Origin of the sequence: uncultured Clostridium sp. (genome assembly GCF_963515715.1) — a bacterium.
Taxonomy (GTDB): Bacteria; Bacillota; Clostridia; order Clostridiales; family Clostridiaceae; genus Clostridium_AW.
In genome coordinates this window covers 1-23,522 of sequence record NZ_CAUPZS010000003.1, presented here as the reverse complement: position 1 = coordinate 23,522, position 23,522 = coordinate 1, and the positions used below count along the sequence as shown (strand labels likewise).

Annotated in this window: 25 protein-coding genes; 21 read left to right on the top strand and 4 right to left on the bottom strand. The window is 32.9% G+C overall.

The window, feature by feature from the left end:
• Nucleotides 1-9: 9 nt before the first annotated feature.
• A complete protein-coding gene (locus RYO54_RS03705; RefSeq protein WP_315115887.1) occupies nt 10-1,455 on the bottom strand; it encodes an NAD(P)/FAD-dependent oxidoreductase in 1,446 nt (481 codons plus the stop codon).
• Nucleotides 1,456-1,542: 87 nt separating this feature from the next.
• Entirely contained in the window at nt 1,543-3,084 is a 1,542-nt protein-coding gene (locus RYO54_RS03700) for an FGGY-family carbohydrate kinase (RefSeq protein WP_315115885.1), read from the bottom strand.
• Between the two features lie 212 nt (nt 3,085-3,296).
• Here RYO54_RS03700 and RYO54_RS03695 point away from each other — a divergent pair, with 212 nt between their 5' ends.
• The 11 genes from RYO54_RS03695 to RYO54_RS03645 all read left to right on the top strand — a co-directional run bounded on the left by RYO54_RS03695 (nt 3,297) and on the right by RYO54_RS03645 (nt 13,132).
• On the top strand, nt 3,297-3,662 hold the full coding sequence (locus RYO54_RS03695) for a Lin0368 family putative glycerol transporter subunit (RefSeq protein WP_315115883.1): 366 nt from the start codon (nt 3,297-3,299) through the stop codon (nt 3,660-3,662).
• A 19-nt stretch (nt 3,663-3,681) separates the two neighbouring features.
• A complete protein-coding gene (locus RYO54_RS03690) occupies nt 3,682-4,020 on the top strand; it encodes a Lin0368 family putative glycerol transporter subunit (RefSeq protein WP_315115881.1) in 339 nt (112 codons plus the stop codon).
• 30 nt (nt 4,021-4,050) lie between these two features.
• Nucleotides 4,051-5,046 carry a dihydroxyacetone kinase subunit DhaK gene (locus tag RYO54_RS03685; protein ID WP_315115880.1) on the top strand — a complete coding sequence of 332 codons (996 nt, stop codon included), beginning with the start codon at nt 4,051-4,053 and terminating at the stop codon, nt 5,044-5,046.
• A gap of 30 nt (nt 5,047-5,076) precedes the next feature.
• Entirely contained in the window at nt 5,077-5,730 is a 654-nt protein-coding gene (gene dhaL / locus RYO54_RS03680) for a dihydroxyacetone kinase subunit DhaL (RefSeq protein WP_315115877.1), read from the top strand.
• Nucleotides 5,731-5,753: 23 nt separating this feature from the next.
• The gene (gene tpiA, locus RYO54_RS03675; protein ID WP_315115874.1) at nt 5,754-6,524 is read left to right on the top strand and encodes a triose-phosphate isomerase; all 771 of its coding nucleotides are present in this window, start codon (nt 5,754-5,756) and stop codon (nt 6,522-6,524) included.
• Between the two features lie 27 nt (nt 6,525-6,551).
• Nucleotides 6,552-8,045, top strand: coding sequence for a glycerol kinase GlpK (gene glpK, locus RYO54_RS03670; RefSeq protein ID WP_399549002.1), 1,494 nt, complete (start codon nt 6,552-6,554; stop codon nt 8,043-8,045).
• The gene (locus tag RYO54_RS03665; RefSeq protein WP_315115869.1) at nt 8,038-8,964 is read left to right on the top strand and encodes a TIM barrel protein; all 927 of its coding nucleotides are present in this window, start codon (nt 8,038-8,040) and stop codon (nt 8,962-8,964) included. The genes glpK and RYO54_RS03665 overlap by 8 nt, the downstream gene beginning before the upstream one ends.
• Entirely contained in the window at nt 8,964-9,419 is a 456-nt protein-coding gene (gene rpiB / locus RYO54_RS03660) for a ribose 5-phosphate isomerase B (RefSeq protein ID WP_315115866.1), read from the top strand. Before RYO54_RS03665 ends, rpiB begins: the two co-directional genes overlap by 1 nt.
• Before the next feature lie 77 nt (nt 9,420-9,496).
• Complete coding sequence (locus RYO54_RS03655) at nt 9,497-10,948, top strand: FGGY family carbohydrate kinase (RefSeq protein WP_315115863.1); 1,452 nt, start codon at nt 9,497-9,499, stop codon at nt 10,946-10,948.
• A gap of 10 nt (nt 10,949-10,958) precedes the next feature.
• Nucleotides 10,959-12,326 (top strand): phosphomannomutase/phosphoglucomutase, encoded by a 1,368-nt coding sequence (locus RYO54_RS03650; RefSeq protein ID WP_315115860.1) that lies wholly within the window; start codon nt 10,959-10,961, stop codon nt 12,324-12,326.
• 14 nt (nt 12,327-12,340) lie between these two features.
• On the top strand, nt 12,341-13,132 hold the full coding sequence (locus tag RYO54_RS03645) for a Cof-type HAD-IIB family hydrolase (protein ID WP_315115858.1): 792 nt from the start codon (nt 12,341-12,343) through the stop codon (nt 13,130-13,132).
• A gap of 160 nt (nt 13,133-13,292) precedes the next feature.
• Here the strand turns inward: RYO54_RS03645 and RYO54_RS03640 are convergent, their stop codons facing one another.
• Both RYO54_RS03640 and RYO54_RS03635 read right to left on the bottom strand, forming a co-directional pair.
• Nucleotides 13,293-13,622 (bottom strand): HesB-like protein, encoded by a 330-nt coding sequence (locus tag RYO54_RS03640; protein WP_315115855.1) that lies wholly within the window; start codon nt 13,620-13,622, stop codon nt 13,293-13,295.
• A gap of 747 nt (nt 13,623-14,369) precedes the next feature.
• Nucleotides 14,370-14,528 carry a hypothetical protein gene (locus RYO54_RS03635; RefSeq protein WP_315115852.1) on the bottom strand — a complete coding sequence of 53 codons (159 nt, stop codon included), beginning with the start codon at nt 14,526-14,528 and terminating at the stop codon, nt 14,370-14,372.
• A gap of 151 nt (nt 14,529-14,679) precedes the next feature.
• On the opposite strand from RYO54_RS03635, the gene RYO54_RS03630 reads away from it, so the two are divergent.
• From RYO54_RS03630 to rbsD, 10 genes are all read left to right on the top strand, one after another.
• Nucleotides 14,680-15,699 (top strand): LacI family DNA-binding transcriptional regulator, encoded by a 1,020-nt coding sequence (locus RYO54_RS03630; RefSeq protein WP_315115851.1) that lies wholly within the window; start codon nt 14,680-14,682, stop codon nt 15,697-15,699.
• Nucleotides 15,700-15,799: 100 nt separating this feature from the next.
• The gene (locus tag RYO54_RS03625; protein WP_315115848.1) at nt 15,800-16,816 is read left to right on the top strand and encodes a LacI family DNA-binding transcriptional regulator; all 1,017 of its coding nucleotides are present in this window, start codon (nt 15,800-15,802) and stop codon (nt 16,814-16,816) included.
• 168 nt (nt 16,817-16,984) lie between these two features.
• Nucleotides 16,985-17,878, top strand: coding sequence for a dihydrodipicolinate synthase family protein (locus RYO54_RS03620; RefSeq protein WP_315115845.1), 894 nt, complete (start codon nt 16,985-16,987; stop codon nt 17,876-17,878).
• A 2-nt stretch (nt 17,879-17,880) separates the two neighbouring features.
• Nucleotides 17,881-18,870, top strand: a complete 990-nt coding sequence (locus tag RYO54_RS03615) for a tripartite tricarboxylate transporter substrate binding protein (RefSeq protein ID WP_315115842.1) — start codon at nt 17,881-17,883, stop codon at nt 18,868-18,870.
• Between the two features lie 69 nt (nt 18,871-18,939).
• Entirely contained in the window at nt 18,940-19,383 is a 444-nt protein-coding gene (locus RYO54_RS03610) for a tripartite tricarboxylate transporter TctB family protein (RefSeq protein ID WP_315115839.1), read from the top strand.
• Nucleotides 19,384-19,398: 15 nt separating this feature from the next.
• Nucleotides 19,399-20,889, top strand: a complete 1,491-nt coding sequence (locus tag RYO54_RS03605; protein ID WP_315115837.1) for a tripartite tricarboxylate transporter permease — start codon at nt 19,399-19,401, stop codon at nt 20,887-20,889.
• A gap of 3 nt (nt 20,890-20,892) precedes the next feature.
• Entirely contained in the window at nt 20,893-21,654 is a 762-nt protein-coding gene (locus tag RYO54_RS03600; RefSeq protein ID WP_315115834.1) for a fumarylacetoacetate hydrolase family protein, read from the top strand.
• Nucleotides 21,655-21,670: 16 nt separating this feature from the next.
• Nucleotides 21,671-22,285, top strand: coding sequence for an SIS domain-containing protein (locus RYO54_RS03595; RefSeq protein ID WP_315115831.1), 615 nt, complete (start codon nt 21,671-21,673; stop codon nt 22,283-22,285).
• Nucleotides 22,286-23,230 carry a ribokinase gene (gene rbsK / locus RYO54_RS03590; protein ID WP_315115828.1) on the top strand — a complete coding sequence of 315 codons (945 nt, stop codon included), beginning with the start codon at nt 22,286-22,288 and terminating at the stop codon, nt 23,228-23,230. It begins immediately after the preceding gene.
• The coding region (rbsD, locus tag RYO54_RS03585) for a D-ribose pyranase (RefSeq protein WP_315115826.1) at nt 23,227-23,522 on the top strand (296 nt) is incomplete at its 3' end. The genes rbsK and rbsD, both read left to right, overlap by 4 nt.

The window sequence follows — 23,522 nt, the reverse complement described above, 5'->3', positions numbered from 1 at the left end:
GCTACCCTCCTAACCTTTAAGCCTATTTAATATTATATTAGAAGATTTATTTTCTAAATATATTTCATTTTCCAATAGGTGAAGTTCTTTTGACAATATGTTAAGAACTCTATGTTGGCAAAATCCACCCTGACAACGGCCCATCCCTACTCGAGTTCTCCTTTTAACGCCATCTACTGTTTTAGCGCCTAAAGGTCTATTTATACTTTGTAATATTTCACCTTCAGTTATGGTCTCGCATCTACAAATTACATTTCCATAGGAAGGATTATCTTTTATGAACTTTTCTCTTTCCTCTATTGATAAATCACTAAAATGTACTATTCCATCCCTATATGGGTTGAAATTAGGTTTAAACTTTAAGTCCAAACCTTCATTGCTTAAAATATCTCTAACATATTCAGCTATAGCGGGAGCAGATGCTACTCCAGGGGATTGTATACCAGCCACATGTATAAAGCCCTTCACTTCACTGGAAGCTTCTATATAAAAATCATCATTATTTTCTAAAGCAACAGCCCTTAATCCGGCAAATTCTCTAATTATCATCCTACTATTTATTTGTGGAAGCATTTTTCTGGCCCCATTTAACAATTCATTAATTCCTTTAGTGGTATTGGAAAGGTCTTCTTTATCATCCACCATTCTTGCAGTTGAACCAACTATTATATTTCCAGCAATACTAGGTATTACAACTATACCCTTTGTATGAGCACTTGGAATAGGGAATAATACTGTATTTAATCCTGTGTTGTGGTTTTTATCTAGTATTAAAAGTTCACCCAATCTAGGTTTAATTGAATAATTTTTTAAGTTTACCATTTGTGCAATTTCCTCTGCAAAAACTCCTGCAGCATTAATTATGTAGGAGGATTTGTATTTAAATATTTCTGTTTCTAAATAAAAATAATTCTTTTCCTTTTGAATGGATAAAACTTTTTCATTTAAGAAAATATCTACTCCATTTTCTAATGCATTTTCACCAAAGGCTAATGCAACCTCAAAAGGCTCTACAATTCCTGCGGTGGGAGCATAAAGAGCAAATTTTGCATTATTACTTATGCTAGGCTCTATTTCTTTTATTTTATCTGCTTTAAGTATTTCAATATTAGGTACTGCATTTTTTACTCCATTTTCATGTAATTTTTTTAAGTATTCTAAGTCTTCATCTTCAAAACCAACTACTAATGAACCGGTATTATTATATTTAAAATCTAGCTCCTTAGATAATTTTTCATACATTAAAGATCCATTAACATTTAATTTGCCTTTTAAAGTATTTGGCTTAGGATCATAACCAGCATGTACAACTCCACCATTTCCTTTAGTTGTTCCAATTCCTAAATCCGAATAGGCTTCTAAAAGAGCCACTGAAACATCATACTTTGATAATTCTCTTGCAATGGATGTTCCAGTAATACCTCCACCTATAATAATTACATCGTACTCTTTCATATTTACCACCTTTCTTCCTTATAGGGGATAGTTTGTTAAGAACTATCCCTTTAAGAGTAAATTAATAAAAACTTTGATAAGAGAAAATTAATAGAAGCTTTTAACTGTACTATTTAATTTATCCCAAAGATCCCACTGAGCTTTATATACATCCCTATAGCAATCATATAGCTTTTCATATTTTAAGTTGTTATCCATGTTAGGATTGAATTGTCTTTCTATTCTTACCATGTTTTCTACAGCATCTTCAAAAGAGCTAAATAGATTTATAGCAACAGAAGCATTTATTATGGCACCCTTAGCACCAAATTCACTTCCATGAGGAACCTTCATTATCTTACCAGTAGCATCTGAGAACATTTGGCACCAGAAACTGCTACTAGCCCCTCCGCCAGATAAGCGAACTTCGTTGATTTCTCCTGGCATATGTTTATAGCAATCTAACATTTCCATAGCTACTCCTTCGTACACTGCTCTTAGAAGGTCATACCTATTGTGATCCATACAAATTCCAGTAAATTGAGCTCTTGCAGTAGGTTTAACAAAAGGTGCTCTTTCCCCACCAGGGCTTAAATAAGGGTGATATATTACACCGTTAGAACCTACAGGAACGTTTTGTACCTTTTCTTCTAAGAATGAGAATAAATTAATGTTGGAGTTTTTAGAGTATTCCTTATCCAGAGCACAAATATTATCTATACACCAATCTATATTAGGAGTTCCCATCATAGCTCCAAGGGCTCTCATCCATTTATTTGGTATGCCATGAGCTATAGTCATACCTACATTTAACGGCGTAATATCTGGGCTACTCATAGTGACTTCATTAAAACAAGTTGTCCCAACTATAGAGCAAGCATTTCCATCATTTATTGCACCTACTCCTATTGAAGCGGATATTACATCGAAAGGAGAGATAACTACTGGTGTTCCTTCCATAAGTCCAGTAAAGTCCGCAACATTTTTAAGCAAAGGTGCAAAAGCTTTAGTAGAAGGAATTATTTCAGGAAAAAGATGATTCAAATCATCAATACCATATAATTTAAAAAGTTCCTGTGAATAAGTTTTTGTCCTTATATTAACATGAGGAAGTGAAGCGTCGGATTCGTCTGTTGCTACAACGCCAGTTAATTTATATCTTAACCAATCTTTACAATAGAAAGCATGGGCTACTTTGGAAAGGTTTTCTTCTTCATTATGTTTTAACCACTTCAAAATAGCATTTTGAGCACCGGGGAAAAGTGATGATCCACATATTTTATAAGCTTCATCTGAAACGCCGCTTTCTTGCCATTCATTGATAATATTTCCCGCTCTTCCGTCTGACCAAAGGATAGCGTTTCTGATAGGATCCCCATTTTTATCTATCATCCAGCAGCCATCCCCTTGAGCTGTAACTCCAATGGCTAATACATCTTTAGAGCTAATGTTGGATTCATCTACTAATTCTCTGAGTGTGTTTAAAGTAGCTTGAAAAACAGAGTACATATCCTGTTCAGCCCAATCTTGCCTAGGAGTAAGAACCTGAGTTTTTTGCTTAGATACAAATAGTTCATGTCCTTGAAGATCAAATAATACGCTTTTAACCAGTGAAGTACCAGCGTCTACCCCAATTAAGTATTTTTTCATACTTAAACCCCCTTGAGATTTATTATTTTTTATTGTTTCTTACTTTTTTATATGGAATTTTATTATAAATATATTCGACAAATGGAAATTAATACAAATAAAAAAGAAAAAGTATAAATAGTTATTTTTTAAAATGAAAAAACATAGACATGTAATACAAAACAATAATAAAAGAAAATAAATGAAAGAAAAAAATAGAAGGGGGAATAAGGGTGAGAATTTTAAAGTCTGCAACAGGGGGATGTATTGCAGGTATTTTTGCTATGAGCATTTGGGGAACTTTTGTGGATGCTTATGGCATTGTGGGGGGATGGTTTGCCGGATTTATAATTATTGGAACTATGTGGTTTATGAATCATTATCTAGGTTTATTTGAAAATGAGGACAAGGGTGCTTTTGTTGATATGGCTTTGAGTATAGGGGTTTGTGGAACTATGAGAGATGTATTTATCCACGGGGGAGAAACTTTTGGTGAATCAATCCCTACTTTTATATGTGTTATTATCGGTGGAATTATAGGAGGCGCTTTAGCAGCTGTTATTGAAAAGGACATGGAGAAAAAGGCTATTAATAATTAAATAAAAAGGGGGATTTAATATGACACTAAAATTAGCTATAGCGACGATAGCTGGAGCGGCTATATTTCCATTTTTAATAAGAATGGTATGGGGACGGTTAGTGGATAAATTCGGAGCCATAGGTGGATGGATGGCAGCAGGAATTTTAGTTGGAACTACATGGTGCCTAAACCATGGCATAAATATGATTCATCAGACAGGAAGAGCTTGGATAGATATGGCATGGGCAGCAGCTGTGGGTCTTATTACGGCCACTTATATGCATGGCGGAAGCATTAAAAAATCAAGCGAAACCATAGTAGGAGCTGTAATTGGAGGAATAATAGGTGGATTTTTATTATCATGTTTTTTAGCGTAAAAATTAGAAGGATAAAATAGGAGGGTAAAAATGAAAAGATTATTTAATGATCCATATGATATTGTGGAAGAAATGTTAGAGGGATACTGTAGAGCACATAAGGGATATGTAAAGCTTTTAGAAGATGATGGACGAGTGGTAGTCAGCAATGCTGCCCCCATAAAAGATAAGGTTGGAGTAATAATAGGTGGTGGATCCGGACATGAGCCACTGTTTTTAGGATATGTAGGGGAAAACTTTGCTGATGCGGCGGTTATAGGTAATATCAACACATCGCCTTCACCAGAACCTTGTTACAACGCTGTAAAGGCAGTGGATAGCGGCAAGGGTTGTTTATATATGTACGGTAATTATGCAGGGGACGTAATGAATTTTGATATGGGAGCTGAAATGGCAGCAGATGAGGGCATCAGAGTGGAGACGGTACTTGTTACTGACGATGTAATGTCATCTGAAGTGATAAGTGAAAGAAGAGGAGTGGCAGGAGACTTTTTTGTATTTAAATGTGCAGCAGCCAAGGCAGCTATGGGAGGAGAGCTAGATGAGGTAAAGGCAGCAGCAGAGAAAGCCAATGATAATACAAGATCTATGGGAGTTGCAATGTCTTCATCTACTTTACCAGCTACAGGAAGACCCATATTTCATATGGAAGAGGGAGATATGGAAATAGGAATGGGCATTCATGGAGAGCCAGGAGTAAAAAGAGAAAAATTAAGAGGAGCAGATGAAGTTGTAGCTGAAATAATGGAGCATATTTTACCAGATATTCCTTTCGCATCAGGAGATGAAGTGTATGTGTTAGTAAACGGATTAGGGGCAACTCCGTTGATGGATTTACATGTATGCTATAGAAAAGTTGATGAAATATTGGAGGAAAAGGGGATTAAAGTATATAAAGCCTTGGTGGGTACCTTCGCTTCTTCTATGGATATGGCAGGTATGTCAATTACCTTAATGAAGTTGGATGAAGAATTAAAAGAACTCATGAATTACCCTTGTGACACCCCTTACTTTGTTCAGTACTAAATTAACAAGAAGAAGGAGAATTAAGATACCATGTATGAAAACTTCATTATAAAGAAGGATTATTTTATAGATGTAATTAAAGATTTAGCATTTATGGTAGAAGAGAAAAGGGATTATTTTACCGAATTAGACTCTCAAATTGGGGATGGAGATCATGGAATCAATTTGAGCATAGGCTTTAGAGAGGTAAGCAATAAATTGTCAACTTGGGAAGGAGAAAATATTACAACTCTAATGAAAAAGTTAGGGATGACATTACTGGGAAAGGTGGGAGGTTCCTCAGGTCCATTGTATGGGAGTTTGTTTATGAAGATGGGACTTCCTGCAGAAGGGAAAGAAGAAGTAGATTTTAATGGATTTTATGAAATGTTTAGAGCAGGGATTGAGGCATTAGAAGGAAGGGGAAAAGCTGTTGTAGGAGAGAAGACCATGGTGGATGCTCTAAGACCAGGATTAGATGCATTCTCTCAATCAATAGCTAATAAGGAAGAACCTATAATAGCTTTTGAAAAATTCTTAAACAGTGCAAAATCAGGTGCAGAATCGACTATACCTCTAAGAGCTAGAAAAGGAAGGGCTATGAGGTTAGGAGAAAGAGCGGTAGGGCATCTAGACCCAGGAGCAGCGTCTTCGGTATGTATACTGGAGACATTTTATGAAAATCTTTTAAACTACAAAGGATAGTTTCGATGAAAGGATGAGAAAGCTTGAGAAAACAAATAGTAGGTTCAAGTTGGAAAATGCATATTAATTCTATTAGTATAGCAGAGGAAACCGGTGAGAATTTAAAGAAATTATTGGCACATGAAAGTAGAGTGGAAATGTTCATATTACCTTCTTTCCCCATGATACCTAAATTATCTGAAGTATTTAAGGATAGTTGTATAAAGTATGGTGCACAAAATATGTGTCATGAAGGAAAGGGAGCATTTACAGGAGAAGTGCCACCACTAGTTTTAAAAGAATTAGGATGCTCTTATGTAGAGATTGGTCATGCAGAAAGAAGGTCTTATTTTAATGAGAGGGATGAAATTGTTAATAAAAAGGTGAGATTAGCCTTTAAATATGGAATGACTCCCGTGGTATGTATAGGAGAAGAGGAAAGGGATAAAAAAGAAAATATAGGTGAAATAAAAATAAGAAGTCAAATACTTTGGGCTTTAAATGGATTATCAAAAGAAGAGGCACAAGAGGTTATTTTAGCTTACGAGCCTGTTTGGGCAATAGGTAAAGAGGAAGCAGCTTCTGTGGATTATGTAGAAAACATGCATGGATATATAAGGGATATTGTGGAAAAAGAGTTAGGGGAAGAAGTGAGTAAAAACATAAGAATAATATATGGAGGATCAGTAAGTCCTGAAAATTCTAAGGAATTAAGTAAAAAAGAAAATATAGATGGAGTATTTGTGGGGCGTTTTGGATTAAGAGCGGAGAACTTTAAATCCATAGTAGACAACTTCATAAAAGACAAATTATAAAAAGCAAAATTAAATAAGGGGGAAATCATGGTGGATAAAAAAGTTTTAGTCATTGACCAAGGAACTACGGGATCACGCGCTATAATTTTTGATGATAATGGCGATAGAGTTTCCATGTACTATGAAGAGTATACCCAAATATATCCTCAAGCAGGGTGGATGGAACATAATCCTTTAGAAATATGGGATGTAACAATAAAAGTGGCTAGAGAAGCTTTAGCTAAGGCAAATTTAAAAGGGGAAGATATTTCATCCATAGGTATAACTAATCAAAGAGAAACCACTACTATTTGGGATAAAAATACTGGAGAGCCACTATATAATTCAATCGTTTGGGGATGTAGAAGAAGTAGTCCACTATGTACAAAGCTAATAAAGGAAGGATATAGTTCTATATTTAATGAAAAAACTGGCTTGGTAATAGACCCCGTTTACTCTGCAACAAAAATTAAATGGATAATTGATAATGTGCCAGAAGCGAGAGAGAAGATTAAAAGAGGGGAAGAAATTTTTGGAACTATAGATACTTGGCTATTATGGAAGCTAACTAAAGGAAGAGTACATGCCACAGATTATTCAAATGCTTCAAGAACCCTATTATTTAATGTCCATACACTAGAGTGGGATAAAGAACTTTTAGAGATTTTAGATATCCCAGAAAAAATATTTCCAGAGGTAAAACCTTCAGTTAATTTTTATGGATATGCAGATAAGGAATGGTTTGGCAGTGAAATACCAATAACAGGTATAGCGGGAGATCAACAAGCTGCTCTATTTGGTCAAACTTGCTTTGAGGAGGGGTCGGCTAAAAACACTTATGGAACCAGTGCTGTACCGTTGATGTTTACGGGAGAAAAGGCAACAAGGAGTGATAAGGGATTGCTTACCCTAGCTTGGGGAATTGATGGAAAAGTTAATTATGCTATGGGAGCAAGTATTTTTACTGCTGGAGCAGCGGTACAGTGGTTAAGAGATGGATTGCAAATTATAGAAAGCTCTAAAGATGTAGAAAAGATGGCTCTTAGTGTACCTGATAATGGAGGAATTTACTTTGTACCAGCCTTTACAGGATTAGGTGCACCTCATTGGGATATGTATTCTAGAGGACTAATAATAGGATTAACTTCTTCAGTAACAAAAGCCCATTTAGTTAGAGCTACAGTAGAATCTTTGGCTTACCAAGTAAAGGACCTCTTAGATCAAATGGAGAAGGAATCGAAAATAAAGCTAAAAGAATTAAAAGTAGATGGGGGAGCAGCTAATAATGATTTTCTCCTACAATTCCAAGCGGACATATTAAATTGTAAAGTTATAAGACCAAAGGACATAGAAACAACCTCCTTAGGAGCTGCATATTTAGCAGGATTAGGCTCTGGAGTTTGGAAAAATCAAAGTGAAATAAAAGAAAAATGGAAAGCGGATAAAATATTTTATCCTCAAATGAAAGATGAAGATAGAGAAGCCTTGTATTACAAATGGAAAAAGGCAGTACAAAGATCAAAGGAGTGGTTAGATGGCTAATATAATGTTAGGAATGAATACGAGCTTTGCTTTAAATAGATATCCTCTAACAGAGGAGTGGATAGATATTATAGTAGATGAATTGGGTTTAAAATACGTTCAGTTTTATTTTGATATGTTGGATCCAGTTTTAATTGAAGAAAATATAAGAAAGAAAGTATGTTATGAAATTAGGGAATATGGTGAAAAAAAGGGTATAGAAATAATTAATACTGCTACAGGGTCAATATCTCACCAGACAAATTTTCTACTTCATCCGGATAGAGAATTGAGAAAGAGCTATATTAATTGGTATAAAAAATCCATAGATCAAACTAAAGACATGGGATGCTACTCAACAGGGGTATATTTAGGCGCTTTTAGTATGAATGATATTAAGAATGAAAAAAGAAAAAATCAATTATTAGAAGAGTTAATTGAAACCATGGGAGAATTATCTGTGTACGCTGATAAGCAAGGATTAAAAGAATTGATAATTGAGCCCATGTCAATTCCAAGAGAATATCCATCCACCATTGAAGAAACGGAATATATTTTTGAAAGATTAAATAAAGTTTCAGCGGTTCCTATATATTTAAATCTTGATGTAGGACATTTAGACATAACATCTAAAAATCAAGAGGATAGTGACCCTTATTGTTGGATTAAGAAGTTAATACACAAGTCTAAGATATTACATTTACAGCAGACAGATAAAAGCGGAAGTAATCACTGGCCTTTTACAGAGGAGAACAATAAAAAAGGAATAATAGATGGAGAAAAGGTTGTAGAGACCATAGAATCTACAGAGGTGGAAAATATATATCTAATCATGGAGTTGTTTTATAAAGCCTATGGTTTTAATGATGAAATAGTAATTCCAAGCCTTAAAGAAAGTGTGGATTATTGGAGAGGTATTCTAGATAGGAGGGCTAAATAATGAAAATAGCTATAGGATGTGACCAAAATGCCTATAATTTAAAATTAATTATAATAGAACACTTAAAAGATATTGGCATTGAGTATGTGGATTTTGGGTCCTGTGAAAATGAAGAAGTATTATATCCAGATGTTGCTCTAAAAGTTGCAAACGAGGTGACTAGAGGGGGATTTGAAAGGGGAATATTACTTTGTGGTACAGGTATTGGCATGTGTATAACCGCTAATAAGGTACCAGGAGTAAGAGCGGCTGTGTGTCATGATGTATATTCAGCTGAAAGATCAAGAAGGAGTAATAATGCTCAAATTTTATGTATGGGGGCAGAAATATTAGGACCAGCTCTTGCTAAAAAGTTAGTAGACATATGGTTAGGTTCTGAGTTTCAAGGAGGGAGATCTAAGTCTAAAGTGGATTTGATAGAAAAAATAGATAGAAACTTTAGAATTGAAATATAAACCCCAAATAAAGATAAGGTAGCTCTAAAGTTGCCTTATCTTTAAAAATATAAAAATATATATTGGGGGAATAGATTATGTATTTTATTGGATTAGATATGGGAACACAAGGGGTAAGGGGAATAATTACAAACTATAAAGGGGAATTAATGTGTTCAAGCAACATAAAGTTTAATGTTATTAATTGCTCAAATATAGAGGGGGTTATTGAGCAAGACCCCAGCATGTGGTTAAACTCAACCATCGATGTTTTAAAAGATTTAGTTTATAAGTTTAAAAATATGGGAAGAAAAGTAGAGGATATAAAGGCATTATCTCTAGATGGTACTTCAGGTACAATTATTTTTTTAGATAAAGATAATAAACCTTTGAGCAATGGAATTATGTACAATGACAGAAGAGCATATGAAGAAAGTCATATAGTTCAAAGCTATGGTAAAGAACTTGGTGAATCTTTAGGATATAAATTTAATTTTTCTTACGGCCTTCCTAAAATATTATGGGTCAAAAATCATAGACCAGATATATATGAAAAAACTAAGAGGATATTGCATCAAGGGGATTATATTTTAGGAAATCTTATAGGAAGTTTCTATACTTCTGATTATTCTAATGGATTAAAAACAGGGTATGATTTAATAAATAAAAAGTGGCCTGATTTTATTGAAAAACTGGGCATTTCTAAAGAAATATTGCCTAAAGTAGTAGCACCAGGAGAGGTAATTGGAAATATAAGCGGTGAAATTAGCAATATTACTGGCTTGAAAACCAGCACTTTAGTGGTAGGTGGCTGCACAGATGGATATGCCTCCTCTATTGCGTCAGGCATAAGTAAAGAAGGGGAGTTTAATACTTCTTTGGGCACAACTATTACAATAAAAGGCATATGGAATCATATTATTAAAGATAAACATGGAAGAGTATATTCACATCTACACCCTGAAGGATACTGGATTATAGGAGGAGCATCCAATATAGGAGGAAAATCTTTAGATTCTAGGTTTAAAAAAGAAGAATTTGATATTTATAATAAAGAGATTTACAAATATGCACCTACTGATATAGTCATGTATCCTTTAATAGGAAGAGGAGAAAGATTTCCTTTTGTAAAAGAGGATGCAGAAGGCTTTACAATAGGGGAGCCTAAAGATAAAGGAGAGTTATACACCGCGGTCTTAGAAGGGGTAGGATATACAGAAAGACTCTGCTATGAGACTATTGAAAATTTGGGATGTAGGGTTAAGGATTATGTATTTATGACTGGCGGAGGAGTAAAATCAAAAGAATGGTGCCAGATAAGGGCAAATATACTCAATAAAGTATTGTTAATACCAGAGATTTGGGAAGCTGCAATGGGTGCAGCAATATTAGCCACCTCTAGAACTTTTTATAGTAGTTTAACAGAAGGGGTGGAGAATATGGTAAAAATAAAAGAAAAAATTGAGCCTGAATATGGACAAGGAAAAACCTATGAAGAAAGATATGAGATGTTTAAAGATAAATGTAGAGAAAAATCTTATTTAATATAAGGAGGGCTCAATGGGGATTTATAAAGAATGTGATATAAGGGGAATATATATAGAAGAATTTGATGGAAAAGATGCCTACCATATAGGTAGAGCTATAGGGACACGTATCTGCGGAAAAACAGTAGTTGTGGGTGGGGATGTAAGATTGTCCACTCCAATATTAAAGGAATTACTAATCCAAGGATTGATTAATAGCGGGAGTAGGGTTATTGACATAGGAAGAGTTACCACACCAGCATTGTATTTTGCAAAAGATTATTTAAAGGCCCATGGAGGAATAATGGTAACTGCATCCCATAATCCAGCAAAGTATAATGGATTTAAGGTAGTCTTAGGAGATGAGCCAATTACGACCGGAGAAATAAATTCTATAAAGGAAATAGTGGATAAAAAAGAATATTTAAATGGAGAGGGAAAGAGGAGTTTAATAAATATTGACGAAGAGTATAAAGAGCATATAAAAAACTTAATTGGTGAAAAAGGAAATATAAAAGTAGTAATAGATTGTGGAAATGGAGCCACTTCAAAATTAGCTCCAGAGATATTTAGAGAAATGGGGTATGAAGTAGAGGAACTTTTTTGTGAATTCGATGGTAGTTTCCCAAATAGAGAACCTAACCCTGCGGTATATTCCAATTTAAAAAAACTGCAACAAAAGGTTTTAGAAGATAGAGCTGATTTAGGAGTAGCCTTTGACGGTGACGGGGATAGAGTTGTATTTGTTGATGACAAGGGAAGAATTGTTCAAAGTGAGGAAGCCTTTGTATTTTTAATTCATTATTACTTAGGGGATTATTTGCAGGAAAATTTACAGGAAAATAAAATAAATCCCTGTGTAGTATATGATTTAAAATCATCAAGTATTGTTAAAAGAGAAGTTGAGAGCATGGGTGGAAATGCCATAATGGAGAAATCTGGGCATACCTTTATTAAAGGTAGATTTATAAAAGAAAAAGCAATTTTAGCGGGAGAAATAAGTGGACATTTCTTTTTTCACGAGTTGGGTAAGGATGATGGAATTTACGCAGCTATAAAAATTGCTAGCATAATTTCAAAAGAAAAAATTAAGCTTTCGGATTTTGTAGATAACATAGAAAAAACCACAATTACTCCAGATATAAGAATCCCATGGCATAAGGATAAGAGAGAAGAACTATTAGATAAATTTAGGGAATTAAAGTCTATATATAATATTACAGAATTAGATGGAGTTAAAATAGAATTTGAAGGAGGATGGTTGTTAATTAGAAAATCTGTAACAGAACCTTGTATAACCTTAAGAATGGAAGGCATATCAAAAGAATATGTAAACTATATGAAAGAAGAAATTACTAGATTAATACCGGAATTGAGAGGGAAATTTAATTTATACATTTGAAATGGAGGGAAGCTATGTTTAAGTTAGTGGCCTTGGACATAGATGGTACTTTACTGGATAATAATCATGAATTAAGCAGTAGAGTTACAGGGACTTTAACAAAAGTAAAAGAAAAAGGCGTAAGAATAATATTAGCATCAGGGAGGGACTTTTTCGCAATAAAACCCTTTTTATACAAATTGAAAACAGAGGATTTATCTATTTGCATGAATGGATGTAAGGTATATGACTACTCAGGCAAACTAATATTTGATGAAAATATTGATAAAAAAATTTCAGAAGAGATAGTTAAGATTTGCGAAGAAAAAGAAATTTATATTGTTCTTTTTATGAATGAAGACATATATGTTGAAAAATCATTTAACTACATGAATTACGAAAACTACACGGGAAAAGGAATTGAAGTAGGGAAAATATCTAAGTTTATCCATGATAAAGCTGATAATATTTATAAAATACTCTTGGTAGGAGAACATGAAAGACTGTTAGAGATTAAAGAAATATTAAAATCTAAATATGAAGATGAAGTTAATGCAATTTTTTCATTACCTCAATTTTTAGAGATATTTAGCAATAAAATTAATAAAGGTTTAATGCTGAAAAAAATAGCTAATCTTCACAATATCTCACCAGAGGAGGTATTGTCCATTGGAGATTGGGATAACGATATACCTATGATAGAATTCGCAGGCTTAGGGGTGGCTATGGGTAACGGATCTTCTAAGTTAAAAGAAAAAGCAGATTTTATAACAAAAACTAACGAAGAACATGGTGTAGCCTATGCATTAGAGAAGTTCATATTATAGAAATTTAAAATAATGAAAAATCATTTTAGTTAGATGTTTAGATACCTAGTTTTTTAGATTTTTAGATATTGGAGAAATCCCATTAAAGGGATTCCTTCGATATCTATTATTATCTATTAATCAAAGCATTTACTTTTAGTTTCATGATTTGAAGAATAAATTAATGACAACCTGAACAAGTTGAACAACCACCATCATCAGTTTTTAACAATGGTTGTAAGTCGAAGCCTCCAAGACCGTTTTCTTCATCGCAAGTTAGTGTAAATCCGCCAAACTGTGCAACTAAGTCTTTATCTACTAAAAAAGTTAAATCTTCTATTTTAGTAACTTCATCATTTGCCCTTTGCTCATCTAGAACAATATTAAATACTGGACCACCACAGCCATGGCCAGCTAAATTCACTCTAATTGACTTTGATGGAACATTATTTTCTTCAAGAAACTTTAAAAATTCCTTATAAGCTATTTCGCTCATACTAAAAGCTTTCATAATTTTAACCTCCTTTGTGATTAATAGTATCATTTTAATATATTGAGATGTAATTTTCAAATTATATTTAAATTTGCACTTTTTCTTAAGAGGTTTGACTAGATATTCGTAAAAATATAACTATAAAATATAAAAAGGTTAAAAAATGCTTATGGTTTTAAGAAATAAAAAGTGCTATATAATGCTTCTTATGCTGCTTCGCTACAATAAGAACTTCTAAAATTTATTTTATAAAAATCCCTAATGCTGACAAACTCCCTTTGGTCAAACATGTACAGCATCTTAACGATATTTTTCTAAAATAAATTAAGAATTTCTAGATTTTGCTCAAACGCTTAGTGCGCATTACATAGCACTTCTAAGTTTCACAAAATAAATAAGTGTTTGTCATAATTAAATGAATCAATAATTAATAATATAATATTTATCATGATAAAATTGTGAAATGACATTTGCAAACTATTAAGAGCTAAGAAGGTGGTGAAATAGCGACTTTTTATTGGAGCGGCTTCACTACCTGCTTAGCTCTCTATTTTAAAACTTTAATTATTTTTGTAAAAGCTTACAATTTTAAAAAATATATATGTAAAACATAAGGGAATTGAGGTATATAGTGGGAGGAGCGCCTTTTTGTGACGCGACGTCACTATGTATCTCAGTTCCCGTTTTTGGATACCCAATTACTTTTGTAGAAGCTTACAATTGAAAGACCAATTTGATATAGCTATTTTTACATCGCAATTTTTCTTAATTATCTTCATAAAACTTAATCATATTTATGATAACTTCAAGCCTTGCCTGAACTTCGGGATAATCCATGTATTTATCACCATACTGATATTTAAAGCTTTCTTTAAGTTCTTCTAGTTCCTCTTTTAAAAGAGCTACTTTTATGTCTGTATTCATATTAGTTTACCTCCATGAACTTTATATATTTATTATTTCACATATGGAGTATAATTTAAATAATAAATAAAGTAAATTATTAAAACTAAAGGACAGTTTTTAAATAAAATGATATTTAATTTACTTAGTAATGTTTTGGTGGTGAAATTTGATGGAAAAGATTACTATAAAAGATGTGGCTAAAAAAGCTAATGTGTCCACAGCTACAGTTTCAAGAGTAATTAATGGAGATTATCCAGTAAGCAAAGAAGCAAAAGAGAGAGTATTAGAGGCTATAAATGTTTTAAATTATACGCCTAATGCTGTTGCGAGAAGCCTTAAAATAAAGAAAACTGATACCATAGGATTGATTGTACCAGATATATCCAACCCTTATTTTATGAAAATGGCAAAGGGCATTGAGAAGGTAGTAGCAAAAGAAGGGTATAGTTTATTGATGGGGAGCACCCATGATAATCCAGATAATGAAGTAGAGTTGTTAGATTTATTTCACGAAAGAAGGGTTGAGGCAATAGTTTTAGCTACTTGCCAAAATAATAAAGATAATATTGAATCTTTAATAAATCTTGGAATAAATATAATAATGGTAGATAGAAAAATTTCAGGAGTTAAAACAGCTGTTATATTATTAGATAATTTTGAGTCATCCTATAATATAACGGAAAAATTAATTAAAAATGGCCACAAAGAAATTTTAACAGTAAATGGAAATCCTACTATAAGTACTGAACAAGATAGATATCTCGGTTTTTTGAAAGCTTTAGAGGATAATAATATAGAAGTTAATAAAAATTTGCAGTTAAGAAACATTTTATCTAAAGAAAAGGCATATGATAGCATAATTAAATTCTTAAGTGAAGAAATTAAATTTCCTACAAGCATATATTGCACTAACCATTATCTACTTGAAGGAACATTACTAGCCCTTAAGAAATTAAAAATAAGAGTACCAGAGGATGTTTCATTAGTGTGTTTTGGAGAGACAAATGCTGCTAAATTATTAAAACCAAAAATAACAACAGTATCCTATGATTCTTATAAGCTTGGGGAAAAATGCGGACATATAGTATTAGATAAGATTAACAAGCGTTTAAAAGATGGAGAAATAGAATATATAATTCAAACTAAGATTTTTGGAGGGGAATCAATAAAAGAAAAGAGTGAAAATTAAAAAAAATAAGTTATTAAATTTTCAAAATTGTATTGAAATAAAATTGGAAATGAGTTACTATAATTATAGTAAACGTGTACTATAAATAAGGGGAATAAAAATGAGCAAAATTACTATAAAGGAAGTAGCTAAAAAAGCAAGAGTGTCCACAGCTACTGTATCTAGAGTACTTAATAATAATTATCCAGTAAGCGAAGAGGTAAAGGAAAGAGTGTATGATGTAATTAAAGAGCTTAACTACTCTCCTAATGCCATCGCAAGAAGTTTAAAAAATAATAAAACTAATTTAATAGGTTTTGTTGTAGGAGATATATCCAACCCTTATTTTATGAAAATCGCAAGAGAAATAGAGGATGGGATGAGGCCTAAGGGATATAATATGATAATGGCAGTAACCCATGAAGATCCAGAGCTAGAGAAGAAATTATTAAAGGTTTTATTTGAAAAAAGGGTAGATTCTATTGTCATTGCACCTAGTGGAGACAATAGTGAACAGCTGAAAAATTTAATAGATGGTGGTGTAAAGTTAATAGCTATAGATAGACAAATAGGAGATTTAAATATAGATACAGTTTTAGAGGATAACTTTTCAGCATCCTATGATTTAGTTGAACTTTTAATAAAGAATGGACATGAAAGAATAGCTATAATAAATGGTAGATTAAATGTTACTACAGGAACTGAAAGGTTAAGAGGATTTAAAGCTTCTATGAAAAGTAGCGATATAGAAATTAAAGATGAATATTTGCTATATGCTGATTTTGATAGTGATAAGGCATATAATGAAGTTAAGAAGCTTTTAAGTAATGATAAAATTAAAAGACCTACTGCTATATTTGCTACAAACAATAGAATGGCTGAAGGGGCTATGATAGCTATAGAGGAGCTTGGTTATAAAATACCAGAGGATATTTCAGTAGTATCCTATGGAGATTTAAGTATAGGAGAACTTGTGGAGCCAAGACTTACAGTGGTTAAGCAAGATGGTAGAGCTATTGGAAGAAAGGTGTGCAATATACTATTGGAAAGCACCAAAGAAGATAATGATGAAAATAACTTTAAAGAATATATACTTTGTCCTAGAATATGTATAGGAGAGTCAATAAAAAGAATATAATCCTTTTTATTGCGATTATTTAGTAAACGATTACTGTTATTTTTATAACAAATTATCTATAAAGTTTAAAAATAGGGTGAAAAAATAAAAATAAACAAAAATTTTTAAGAGTAAAGTAATCGATTACTATAATTATAAATATATTTAATTTAAAGGGAGGATTAATCTATGAAATTAAAGGGAGTAGTTGCTGCAATGGTTACACCTTTTGACGAGAGGGGAAGAATAGACGAAAAAGCTTTAAGAGAGCTATGCAGGTTCGAAGTTAGTAAAAATGTAAACGGTGTTTTTGCACTTGGAACTACAGGGGAAGGAACATTACAAGATGTAGAAGAAAGAAAATTTGCTGCTGAAGTAATTATGGACGAGCTAAAGGGGAAACTGCCTGTAGTTTTACATGTTGGAGACTTAAGTGTAAAAAATGTATGGGAATTATCAAAACATGCTATAGATATTAAAGTAGATGCGATTACATCTATTACTCCATATTACTATAAATTAACTGATGAACAGCTAAAGGATTATTATCTAGAATTATCTAAAAATGCTCCAGAAGATTATCCAGTATATATTTACAATTTTCCAGGGATAACAAACAATGATGTTAAAACACATGTAGTAAAAGAACTTATAGATGAAACTAAAAATATCATGGGAATCAAATTCAGCTCTGCTGACATGATAAGATTACAGGAATATATATCATTAAAATCAGATAGATTCAATGTGTTGAGCGGATGCGACCCATTGTTCTACACTATGTTATCTATGGGTTGTGATGGATTAGTTTCAGGTAATTCTAATGTAAATCCAGATATATTTGTGAAAATATATGAAGCTTACACTAAAGGGGAATATAAAAAAGCTGAAAGTTTACAAGTGTATGCAAGAGCAACAGCAGATCTTTTAAGAGATGGAAACATAGCTGTAATTAAATCGGGAATGAAAGTAAATGGACTAAATGGTGGATATGTAAGAAAACCACTGCAGGATTTAGATGAGGAAAGCATTAATGTGCTTTTACATAATCTTAAAAATTTAATGAATAAGATGGAGGGATAGTAATGAAAAGAAGTAAAGTTATGCTTGCATTAGGCCTTGTGGGATCAATGATGTTTATGACTGCTTGCGGTGGCGGCGGAAAAACTAACAAAAAAGAAGGAGCAAAATATCCGACAAAACAAATTAATATGATTATTCAAGCGGCACCAGGTGGATTATCTGACACGGTGGCAAGAACAGTAGCTTCTGAATTACAAAAAGAACTAGGGGTTCCAGTTGTTTCAACGAATAAAACAGGAGCAGCAGGAGCAGTCGCAATGTCTTTCTTACAGGGTAGTAATCCGGATGGATATACAATAGGATATGTACCTGTTGAATTAGCTATGGTTAAAGCACTAGGATATTCAAATGATGTAGAACCAGATGGATTTACGTTACTAGGAAGATCAAATATTTCACCAGCAACAGTAACAGTAAGAGCTGATGCTCCATGGAAGACAATAGAAGAGTTCTTGGATTATGCTAAGAAAAACCCAGGAAAAGTAAAGGTTGGTAACTCAGGGACAGGTTCAATTTGGCATATTGCTGCAGCAACAGTTGAAAGTGCTACAAATACTAAGTTTAATCACGTGCCATTTGACGGTGCAGCGCCAGCTATAGCAGCACTTATGGGATCACATATAGATGCAGTTACAGTAAGTGTTTCTGAAGTTAAGTCCGGTGTTGAAGGTGGACAACTTCGTGTACTTTCAGTAGTTGATGAGAATAAATCACCTTTCTTCCCAGAAGTTCCTACAATGAAAGAAAAGGGTTATGATACAGTGGTAGCAGCTTGGGGAGGATTCGCAGCTCCGAAAGATTTACCACAAGAGGTTAAAGATGTATTAGTTCCAGCTATAGAAAAAGCTATACAGTCAGAAAGCTTAAAGAAAATAGCAGATGAAAGAGCATTTACAGTTGCATATCAAAATGGTGAAGAATTTAACGAGTTTGCAAAAAGTCAGTTTGATTTCTACATGAGACAGATACCAGCAATGGGAATTAAAAAATAAATAGTAAAATAAGCTTGTATGTATGATTTTGTACATGCATACAAGTTCCTTTTAAAAAGGAGGGAGAGCATGTTAAATGGTGATGTTGTATTTGGCATAATTACATCTTTAATAGGTGTTTGGTGGATATATATGTCAAAGGGTTTTCCTGGTGGGACCACAGATGGTGTACCAGGGCCAGGATACTTCCCTACTATAATAGGGGTTTGTCTTATTGTAATGTCAATCATCTTAATATCTAAAGGATTAAAAAATAAAAAAGTTTATTTTAACGTAAAAGAATGGCCAAAAGAAAATAAGAAAATATTTTTAGCTACAATAGCTGTGGTTATGCTTTTCATGGCTTTGTGGATAAACCTATCATATATAATTGCATGTTTTATACTATTGTTCTCATTAGGTTATCTCTACAAAGTGAAATTAACAAAAAATATTATTTTATCGGTATGTTTAACTATAGGTACTTATTTCATATTTAACAATGTGTTTAATGTAATGTTAAATTTAAGATGAGGGGAGTGAATAGTAGTGTTATTTGATGCATTAAGAGAAGTATTACAACCTAACGTTTTTATGTATAACTTTATAGGAGTAGTGGTTGGTATGTTTATAGGTACTTTACCTGGACTATCTGCCACTATGGGTGTAGCTTTGCTTACTCCTCTTACATTTTGGTTAGAGCCTACTCAAGGATTAGCTATGTTACTTGGAGTTTATAATTCTTCAATATGGGCTGGGGGTATTTCAGCAATCTTGGTTAACACCCCAGGTACTCCAGCATCTATAGCTCAAACCTTTGATGGATATAAAATGACTCAACAGGGTAAAGTTGGGCTAGCTTTAGGAATTAATACAATATTCTCTGTTATAGGTGGATTATTCAGTACATTTGTATTGATTGTGGCAGCTTTCCCAATAGCTAAATTTGCCTTGAAATTTGGACCACCTGAATATTTTGCCTTAGCTATTTTTGGACTATCAATGATGATAAGTGTATCTGGAAAAGAAGTGGTTAAGGGATTAATTATAGGATTATTAGGACTTATAATTTCTACTATAGGAATGGATCCTATGTTTTCAGTTCAAAGGTTTACTTTTGGAAACATGAATCTTATGCAAGGAATATCTTTTATTCCAATAATGATAGGCATGTTTGGTATAGGAGAAATACTTTATCAAATTATTGAAAATATAAAGGACGATAGAGATGTGACAAATATTAAAGATTTAGGTAGGGTAGTTCCAACAGCTAAAGAGTTTAAAGCTACGGCATTACCATCCTTTGTGTCTGCAATAATTTCAGTAATAATAGGAGCAATTCCAGGTACTGGTGGAGATATAGCTTCAATTATATGCTGGCAACAAGCTAAACAGATGTCAAAGGAACCTGAAAAGTTTGGAAATGGTTCTGTAGAGGGACTTGCAGTTACATCTCTAGCAAACAATGGGGTTATAGGTGGAACTATGACCACTATGATGACCCTAGGAATTCCAGGAGACTCTGTTACTGCTATTTTAATAGGATCTCTTATGATGTATGGAATGCAGCCAGGACCGCAGATGTTTTTATCAAACTCAAAATTTGTTTATAACATAATGGCATTACTTATAGTTGCTAATCTTACTATATTGGTGCTTGGACTTTTAACTGCAAAGGGAAGCTCCTATATTTTGAAGGTACAACCTAAAGTTATTTGGGTAGTAGTGGTATTATTCTGTATAATTGGATCTTACGCATTAAACAACTCATTATTCGATGTTGGAGTAATGCTTATATCAGGGCTTGTAGGATTTCTATTTAGAAAATTAGATATACCACTAGGACCATTTATACTAGCGCTTCTTTTAGGGCCAATTGCGGAATCAAACTTTAGAAGAAGTTTAGCGTTATCATCAGGAGATTACTTAATATTTATATCAAGACCAATATCAATAGTATTATTTATATTTGCAATAGTATCCCTTTTATACACCCCTGTAAAGAACATGAGGAACAATAAAAAGGGAGTCTCGGCATAGAAGATGAAGAAAGATACGGGAATTGTAATTAAAAAAGTAATTTACAATAATGATGAAATATATGTTTACTTAAAGGATGGCGACTACTACAAAATCCAAGGGGACATATATAAGAATCATATTTTTACTAGAGAAAAGTTAGATATGGATAAGGTAGAAATAGTACCCCCCCATAACCCAAAAAATATAATAGGTGTTGGTGCAAATTATAAGAGAATGATTAAAGAGGCAGAAGACTTTCAAAAAGAGCCAGTTATTTTCTTAAAACCTGTTACCACAGTTACCTATGATTTCATACCTTATCCTAATCTTTCTTCACATGTAAAAGCAGAGGTAGAATTAGGGGTAATAATAGGGAAAGAATGTAAAAATGCAACTGAAGGAGAGTCCATGTCTTATGTATTAGGATATACTACATCTATGGATTTGACAGCGGTTGATAGATTAAACACTTCATCTGTATGGAATATATCAAAAATGTTTGATGGATTTACACCTTTAGCTTCCTTCCTTGTGAAAGATATTGATGTATCTAATCTAAAAGTTATTTTAAAGAAAAATTCTCAAATAATTGTGGATTCATCAACAGAAGGCATGATATTTTCTATACCTCATCTTATAAGCTATATATCTCATATAATGACTTTAATGCCAGGGGATATTATATTAACTGGTACACCAGCAGATGCTGTAGAGATAAATAAAGGTGACCAGTTACATGGAGAAATAGAAGGTATTGGGAAAATATGCACTAAAGTCATATAAAGGAAGGAGAATAATTATGGATATATTAGAAATAGGTAAAGAAGTTATAGAAGAAGAAATAAAAACAATAGAAAAAGTTAAAGAAGAATTGGATGAAAATTTCGTGATAGCAGTAGAGATTATAATGCAATGCAAAGGAAAGGTAATTTTCACTGGACTAGGAAAGTCGGGACACATAGGGAAGAAATTAGCGGCTACCTTTGCAAGTACAGGTACCCCATCCTTTTTTGTACATGCTACCGAGGCACTACATGGAGATTTAGGAATGATTACAAAAGATGATGTGGTGATTGCTATTTCAAACAGTGGGGAGACTAAAGAGATAATTGAAATAATCCCTTCTTTAAAAATTATAGGAGCAAAAATTATATCTATGACAGCTAATGAAAACTCTTCATTAGCTAAGAAAAGTCATATTCATATAAAAGTAAAGGCTGAGAAAGAAGCAGATCATTTAAATATCGCCCCTACGGCTAGTACAACTTCTGTTTTAGCTGTGGGAGATGCTATTGGAGTTACTTTATCCATTCTTAAGGGATTTAAAAAAGAAAATTTTGCAGTATTTCATCCTGGGGGAAGCTTAGGAAAAATGTTGTTAAGCAAGATTAATTTAGAGGGAGAAGAGTTATAAATGGGCAAAATTCTTATAGTAGGAAGTTTCATGATGGATTTAGTTGCTAAAACTCCAAGAGCTCCAATAGAAGGAGAAACCATAAAGGGAATTTCATTTTCTCAATTTACTGGTGGAAAAGGTGCTAATCAGGCGGTAGCTGTAGCAAAACTTGGTGGAGATGTAGTTATGCTTGGTAAATTAGGAAAGGATAGTTTTGCTGAAGCCCATATAGACAGTTTAAAAGAATATGGAGTAGATCATATGCATGTAATGAAAGATAATGATGAAAGTACAGGAGTAGGATTCATAACATTAGAAGACAATGGAAGGAATAGGATAATCATAATTCCTGGAGCTAATTTAAAGTTAACTCCGAGCGATATAGAAGCCCATGAAGAATTAATAAAAGAATGTAGTACTTTAATACTTCAATTAGAAATCCCATTAGAAAGTATTTATAAATCCATAGACTTAGCATATAAATATAACAAAACAATAATATTTAACCCAGCTCCTTATATGGGCTTTGATAAGAGCTATTTGAGTAAATTAACTTATATAGTGCTAAATGAAGTTGAAGCAAAAGACTGTACAGCAATAGAAATTATTGATAAAAATAACGCAAAGAAAGCTGCTGAGAAATTATTAGATATGGGATGTAAAAATGTTTTAATAACTATGGGTGAAAAGGGTGTATATTTCTTAAATAGAGAAGAGGAACATTTTGTAGAAAGCCTAAAGGTTCAAGCAGTAGATACTACCGCAGCAGGAGATGAATTTATAGGATCTTTTGCATATGGACTAGATCGAAAATGGAGTATTTACCATGCTATTAAATTTGCTAATGTATCAGCGGCTTTATCTGTGACTAAGATGGGATCGCAACCGTCCCTGCCATACTTTCATGAAGTTAAAAAGTATATAGAAGATAATGTTTATGAATTAAAGGAGTTGGTAAAATGAAAAAAACAGGTATATTACACAAAGATATATCAGAATTAGTAGCTGCTATAGGACATACTGATGGAATAATTATATGCGACGCAGGATTTCCAATTCCTTCAGGAGTTAGAAGAATAGATTTGGGTATAGAAGAGAATTTACCAACAACCATTGATTTGATTAGAGTTATATTAAAGGAGCTTCCTGTAGAAAAGATAATAGTTACTAAAGAAACGGAAGAAGTAAGCCCTAGAAGATATGAAGAAATGACAAGTTATTTTCAAGGGATTGAAAAAGAATTAATATCCCATGT

Coding starts and splice junctions, on each gene's coding strand:
- RYO54_RS03705 (WP_315115887.1), bottom strand. CDS start 1,455: ATGAAAGAGTACGATGTAATTATTATAGGTGGAGGTATTACTGGAACA.
- RYO54_RS03615 (WP_315115842.1), top strand. CDS start 17,881: ATGAAAAGAAGTAAAGTTATGCTTGCATTAGGCCTTGTGGGATCAATG.
- RYO54_RS03595 (WP_315115831.1), top strand. CDS start 21,671: ATGGATATATTAGAAATAGGTAAAGAAGTTATAGAAGAAGAAATAAAA.
- RYO54_RS03610 (WP_315115839.1), top strand. CDS start 18,940: ATGTTAAATGGTGATGTTGTATTTGGCATAATTACATCTTTAATAGGT.
- RYO54_RS03665 (WP_315115869.1), top strand. CDS start 8,038: ATGGCTAATATAATGTTAGGAATGAATACGAGCTTTGCTTTAAATAGA.
- RYO54_RS03650 (WP_315115860.1), top strand. CDS start 10,959: ATGGGGATTTATAAAGAATGTGATATAAGGGGAATATATATAGAAGAA.
- rpiB (WP_315115866.1), top strand. CDS start 8,964: ATGAAAATAGCTATAGGATGTGACCAAAATGCCTATAATTTAAAATTA.
- RYO54_RS03685 (WP_315115880.1), top strand. CDS start 4,051: ATGAAAAGATTATTTAATGATCCATATGATATTGTGGAAGAAATGTTA.
- RYO54_RS03600 (WP_315115834.1), top strand. CDS start 20,893: ATGAAGAAAGATACGGGAATTGTAATTAAAAAAGTAATTTACAATAAT.
- RYO54_RS03630 (WP_315115851.1), top strand. CDS start 14,680: ATGGAAAAGATTACTATAAAAGATGTGGCTAAAAAAGCTAATGTGTCC.
- RYO54_RS03690 (WP_315115881.1), top strand. CDS start 3,682: ATGACACTAAAATTAGCTATAGCGACGATAGCTGGAGCGGCTATATTT.
- RYO54_RS03700 (WP_315115885.1), bottom strand. CDS start 3,084: ATGAAAAAATACTTAATTGGGGTAGACGCTGGTACTTCACTGGTTAAA.
- RYO54_RS03655 (WP_315115863.1), top strand. CDS start 9,497: ATGTATTTTATTGGATTAGATATGGGAACACAAGGGGTAAGGGGAATA.
- RYO54_RS03625 (WP_315115848.1), top strand. CDS start 15,800: ATGAGCAAAATTACTATAAAGGAAGTAGCTAAAAAAGCAAGAGTGTCC.
- RYO54_RS03635 (WP_315115852.1), bottom strand. CDS start 14,528: ATGAATACAGACATAAAAGTAGCTCTTTTAAAAGAGGAACTAGAAGAA.
- glpK (WP_399549002.1), top strand. CDS start 6,552: ATGGTGGATAAAAAAGTTTTAGTCATTGACCAAGGAACTACGGGATCA.
- RYO54_RS03640 (WP_315115855.1), bottom strand. CDS start 13,622: ATGAAAGCTTTTAGTATGAGCGAAATAGCTTATAAGGAATTTTTAAAG.
- RYO54_RS03645 (WP_315115858.1), top strand. CDS start 12,341: ATGTTTAAGTTAGTGGCCTTGGACATAGATGGTACTTTACTGGATAAT.
- dhaL (WP_315115877.1), top strand. CDS start 5,077: ATGTATGAAAACTTCATTATAAAGAAGGATTATTTTATAGATGTAATT.
- rbsK (WP_315115828.1), top strand. CDS start 22,286: ATGGGCAAAATTCTTATAGTAGGAAGTTTCATGATGGATTTAGTTGCT.
- RYO54_RS03620 (WP_315115845.1), top strand. CDS start 16,985: ATGAAATTAAAGGGAGTAGTTGCTGCAATGGTTACACCTTTTGACGAG.